This window comes from Oleiphilus sp. HI0123, from assembly GCF_001635315.1.
In genome coordinates this window covers 1-4,119 of record NZ_LWGE01001274.1, presented here as the reverse complement: position 1 = coordinate 4,119, position 4,119 = coordinate 1, and the positions used below count along the sequence as shown (strand labels likewise).

The window sequence follows — 4,119 nt, the reverse complement described above, 5'->3', positions numbered from 1 at the left end:
TGTTTGTTAAAACAAATTGGCGTGTAACAAATCGAATTGTACGTGCGGCCATCTATGTCGCGGACGGAGACTTCGATGAGTTAAGTCGATCTATAGAGCGTGTCCTATCAGATTATAAAGATCTTTTATGGCAGGCGGAGTATGACCGGGGAGATGATCAGTTAAGGGACTTCAATAAGAGTTTCGGTGAGCTCAATCTTTAGTTTATCGTAGAGCTTGATCTGGTGATTCTCAGTGCTGGTGTCATCTATGAGGGTAAGAAGTAAGGTGTTTCTGGGTAATCAATACCCAGAAACGTATTTTTTACTATTACTGCTGAGAGAGCTTTCTAGAGAAACCTAAACCTAGTAAGCCTAGAGCAAGTAAAGCTATGCTGCCTGGCTCGGGAGTCTCAACTGTGTTACCCGTGTTTCTTCCCCAAAGCATAAAGTTAGATAAGCCGCCACCATTTCCGTAGCTTTGATTGTAATCAAACGTGCCAGTTGTTGAGCTTGTTGCAATGGATCATGCGAAGAAGTCAGAAGTGTTATCTTGAGGGTTTCCGCCAACATGCATTGAGATCACTGCTTCATCAAACTGACTCCAAAATGAACTGTGAATGCCCCATATTCCGGTAACGTCGGTGCTTCCCCAAAGAGAACCTGTATTTAAACCGATTCGTAATGGGCCATCAGCTAAGCTTAGGTCAGTACCTTCAGCCCCGGCGATGTCAGATACTTTTTCCCAGCTAGGTGCGTCACCATACAGATTGTTGATATCGTTAGTGTGTGGGTTTCCATTACCAGATTCACAGACGGTGGATATGGTTAACTCTGCAGTTCGCCCTTCGCTAGTACAAATCGCTGCAAAAGATTGGCTGGCAAAGCTTAGTAACGCAATACCTGATATTATTTTAAGAGTATTTTTCATGATATTCCCTGTTAATAATTTTACATAAGGGTTTTAACGCATAAATTGTACCAATGATTTGCCTCTGTCTTTAACTACAATTAATTATCATGCTTTTTAAGTGTAAAAAATAAGGTTTTGTTATGGGGGGGGTAAACTAATCTGACAGTTAATTGTGTGAATGTGAACTTGCGCATATGTACATTAAGGGTGTGTTTGGCTAAAGCGTCTGGAGGCAAATAAGCCAAATAAGCCAATGATAAAGAGTGCGATATTTGCAGGTTCTTCAATGCGAATAACTTCGGTAACTCGTCCCCATAGTTTTAGGTTTGATAAACCACCTCCACCACCGGCTAGACGCTCGTAGCTGAAACTTCCTGTCGATGCTCCATCGGACAGTTTCCAAGCAAAAAAGTCGGGGTCTCCGCCTCCATTCCCTACGCGCATTGATATTACACCCTCATTGTAAGCATCCCAGAAGGCAGAATCTAAGCTCCATTCACCAGAAACATTGCTCTGTCCCCAGTTAGAGTTTGGATCCAGTGACACCCCAAACCAGCCATCGCTACCACCAGAGGTATTGTCTTCTACTGAGCTAACTCTTTGCCAGCTAGGGGGGGTGTCAAACAAGGCGTTAATAGCACTAATGCTGGGGTTTCCTAGGCCCGTTATACAGTTCGTTGCAGGACTTAGATCGGCTGTTCTGAGACTGCTTCCGCATGAAAGTGAAAGTGCTTGATTGGATGATAATATTAGAACTAAAAATAGGAAGAGACTTTTGACAATAGACATCTTATACACCTCGAAATAAGCGTCGATTAAGAATCTAGAGTCTTGATGCAATAACAATACTTTATTCAGGTCTGGTGATGTTTTTCAGTAGCTTATCGTAATGATTGGTTCTTTTTGTGATGCAAGTCACATCATAAGTGTTAAGTAATTCGACGCTTGTCGCTGCTGATTAAGTGAGTTCTTGGGCCTTGTAAAACCTACAAGTAAAGGTCTCTAAGCGCTTTCAAATTGTCTTAGGTCAATTTCACTTTGTGAGTATTGGCCTATACTCATTTCTAGAGTTTTGTTTCTAGGGCCTAAACCTTGTTTGGGCTATCAACTTCTAACTTTGTATAGATTAAGGGAACTTAGTTTGCAGCAAGGCATACTCGCTATTTTTCGTTCAATGCTAGGTAGTCTCAGAGACCTGGCGCCGATCATAATTGTTATTGCATTTTTTCAATTTGCAGTACTTCAGCAGCCGATACCTAACCTGGTCGATATGATTATTGGTGTCATATTTGTATTGCTTGGCTTGACGTTTTTCATTTTCGGTCTGGAAATGGGCTTATTTCCGATCGGTGAGTCAATGGCTCATGCCTTAGCAAAGAAGGGTAGTGTCGCTTGGCTGATTGCTTTTGCTTTTGCATTGGGCTTTGGTACGACAATAGCTGAACCTGCCTTGATAGCAGTCGCTGCAGAAGCCGCAACGGTCGCCGCAGAAGGCGGCATGATCGAAGCAACTGAAGCCGCTAAAACAAGTTATGCCAGTGGCTTACGATTTACGGTGGCTTTTTCTGTAGGCTTGGCGATCGTTCTGGGTGTGGTGCGTATTATTGCAGGCTGGTCGATCCAATGGATGATTATTGGCGGCTATATTCTAGTTGTGATTATGACGAGTTTCGCACCAAAGGAAATTATCGGGATTGCATATGACTCGGGCGGTGTGACAACCTCAACGATTACTGTTCCTCTGGTGACTGCGTTGGGCGTAGGTTTGGCTTCATCAATCAAGGGCCGAAATCCGATGATTGATGGTTTTGGATTAATCGCATTTGCGTCGCTATCTCCGATGATATTCGTGATGGCTTACGGCATGATCATATAGGGAGCTCGGCGCTTAATGGAACTTCTCAACGATATTATCGACATTACGTTCGCCACGATTAAAGACGTGATTCCTATCGCGGCTATATTGTTTGGCTTTCAATTTCTTGTGATTCGCAAGCCTATACCCAATATGAAAAGGGTGCTGTTTGGTTTCTTGTACGTGCTGATCGGGTTATCGCTATTTTTACTCGGTTTGGAAAGAGCCTTATTTCCCTTAGGTAAATTAATGGCGCAACAGTTGACTGATCCAGCTTTTATAGCAGGAGCGAGGGATATTGGTGCCGATGCACTTCAGTGGTTTGATTATTATTGGGTCTATCTGTTCGCCTTTGCCATAGGATTTAGTACCACGATAGCAGAGCCCTCTCTAATAGCTGTAGCGATCAAGGCGAATGAAGTATCGGGTGGTGCGATCGGCATTTGGGGTTTGCGTATTGCCGTCGCAATTGGTGTAGCAGTAGGTATTTCCTTAGGAACTTATCGTATCGTTACCGGAATTCCGATCCATTATTTTATTATCTCTGGTTATGTGGTCGTCGTAATTCAAACTTGTTTTGCACCCAAACTGATCGTGCCTTTGGCTTATGACTCAGGTGGTGTAACGACATCTACTGTAACTGTGCCTTTGGTTGCAGCCTTGGGTTTAGGCTTAGCTGAAACAGTACCTGGGCGAAGCACTTTGATTGATGGTTTTGGTTTAATCGCTTTTGCTAGCTTATTTCCAATAATGTCGGTGATGGCCTATGCGCAAATTACTGAGTATTTGGCTAAGCGAAACCAACAACAGGGCTTGGCACAAGTTGAATAAGCTCTGTACAGAGTTTGTAGAGAATTTCGAATAGGGGAAAGTACATGCATTTTAAATTATTGCTGGTGTTTGTAGAGGATGACAAAACCGATAAGGTCATGAAGGCTGCGCGAAAAGCTGGGGCGACTGGTGCCACAGTGATCAACCATGCCAGAGGCGAAGGGATTAAAAAGAGTAAGACTTTTTTTGGCCTGACCCTGGAGACTCAACGGGATGTCTTGCTGTTTATAGTTGAAGAGCACTTAAGCCGGCATATATTAGAGACTATTGGACAGGTAGGCGAATTCGATACCAGTCCGGGTACGGGAATTGCCGTACAGTTAGATGTTGAAGATGCTGTGGGCGTCTCGCACCAAATACAATCTATTGCAGCTAAAGTCGAGGAAGAGTTATGAGTCATACCAATAAAACGGTTGTTAAAATTAAGGATGTCATGCGGAGTAACTACGTTGAAATGGACGGCATGATGACCGTTAAAGACGCCTTGATTCAAATGAAAGAGCATAATGCTAGCTACGTGATTATCAAAAAACGTAATGAGG

The 4,119-nt window shown here is 43.3% G+C and carries 7 protein-coding genes; 4 read left to right on the top strand and 3 right to left on the bottom strand.

The window, feature by feature from the left end:
• On the top strand, window positions 1–203 hold a 203-nt coding region (locus tag A3761_RS27770), incomplete at its 5' end, for a hypothetical protein (protein ID WP_197473059.1).
• A gap of 106 nt (window positions 204–309) precedes the next feature.
• On the opposite strand, the gene A3761_RS29045 is transcribed toward A3761_RS27770, so the two are convergent.
• The 3 genes from A3761_RS29045 to A3761_RS15130 all read right to left on the bottom strand — a co-directional run bounded on the left by A3761_RS29045 (window position 310) and on the right by A3761_RS15130 (window position 1,680).
• Window positions 310–426, bottom strand: coding sequence for a PEP-CTERM sorting domain-containing protein (locus A3761_RS29045; protein WP_082865496.1), 117 nt, complete (start codon window positions 424–426; stop codon window positions 310–312).
• A 78-nt stretch (window positions 427–504) separates the two neighbouring features.
• Window positions 505–909, bottom strand: coding sequence for a hypothetical protein (locus tag A3761_RS15135; protein ID WP_068511243.1), 405 nt, complete (start codon window positions 907–909; stop codon window positions 505–507).
• A 183-nt stretch (window positions 910–1,092) separates the two neighbouring features.
• Complete coding sequence (locus A3761_RS15130) at window positions 1,093–1,680, bottom strand: hypothetical protein (RefSeq protein ID WP_068511242.1); 588 nt, start codon at window positions 1,678–1,680, stop codon at window positions 1,093–1,095.
• A 385-nt stretch (window positions 1,681–2,065) separates the two neighbouring features.
• Here A3761_RS15130 and A3761_RS15125 point away from each other — a divergent pair, with 385 nt between their 5' ends.
• From A3761_RS15125 to A3761_RS15115, 3 genes are read left to right on the top strand one after another with little or no spacing between them, the layout of a single operon-like run.
• Window positions 2,066–2,767, top strand: a complete 702-nt coding sequence (locus A3761_RS15125) for a DUF1538 domain-containing protein (RefSeq protein ID WP_068511339.1) — start codon at window positions 2,066–2,068, stop codon at window positions 2,765–2,767.
• A gap of 15 nt (window positions 2,768–2,782) precedes the next feature.
• A complete protein-coding gene (locus A3761_RS15120; RefSeq protein WP_068511240.1) occupies window positions 2,783–3,577 on the top strand; it encodes a DUF1538 domain-containing protein in 795 nt (264 codons plus the stop codon).
• 44 nt (window positions 3,578–3,621) lie between these two features.
• Window positions 3,622–3,972: a P-II family nitrogen regulator gene (locus A3761_RS15115; RefSeq protein ID WP_068511238.1), complete on the top strand. Its 351-nt coding sequence runs from the start codon at window positions 3,622–3,624 to the stop codon at window positions 3,970–3,972.
• The last annotated feature ends 147 nt before the right edge of the window (window positions 3,973–4,119 follow it).

Bases quoted from the DNA above. Each gene is read 5' to 3' on its own strand.
- A3761_RS29045 (WP_082865496.1), bottom strand. From the start codon at position 426: ATGCTTTGGGGAAGAAACACGGGTAACACAGTTGAGACTCCCGAGCCA.
- A3761_RS15135 (WP_068511243.1), bottom strand. From the start codon at position 909: ATGAAAAATACTCTTAAAATAATATCAGGTATTGCGTTACTAAGCTTT.
- A3761_RS15130 (WP_068511242.1), bottom strand. From the start codon at position 1,680: ATGTCTATTGTCAAAAGTCTCTTCCTATTTTTAGTTCTAATATTATCA.
- A3761_RS15125 (WP_068511339.1), top strand. From the start codon at position 2,066: ATGCTAGGTAGTCTCAGAGACCTGGCGCCGATCATAATTGTTATTGCA.
- A3761_RS15120 (WP_068511240.1), top strand. From the start codon at position 2,783: ATGGAACTTCTCAACGATATTATCGACATTACGTTCGCCACGATTAAA.
- A3761_RS15115 (WP_068511238.1), top strand. From the start codon at position 3,622: ATGCATTTTAAATTATTGCTGGTGTTTGTAGAGGATGACAAAACCGAT.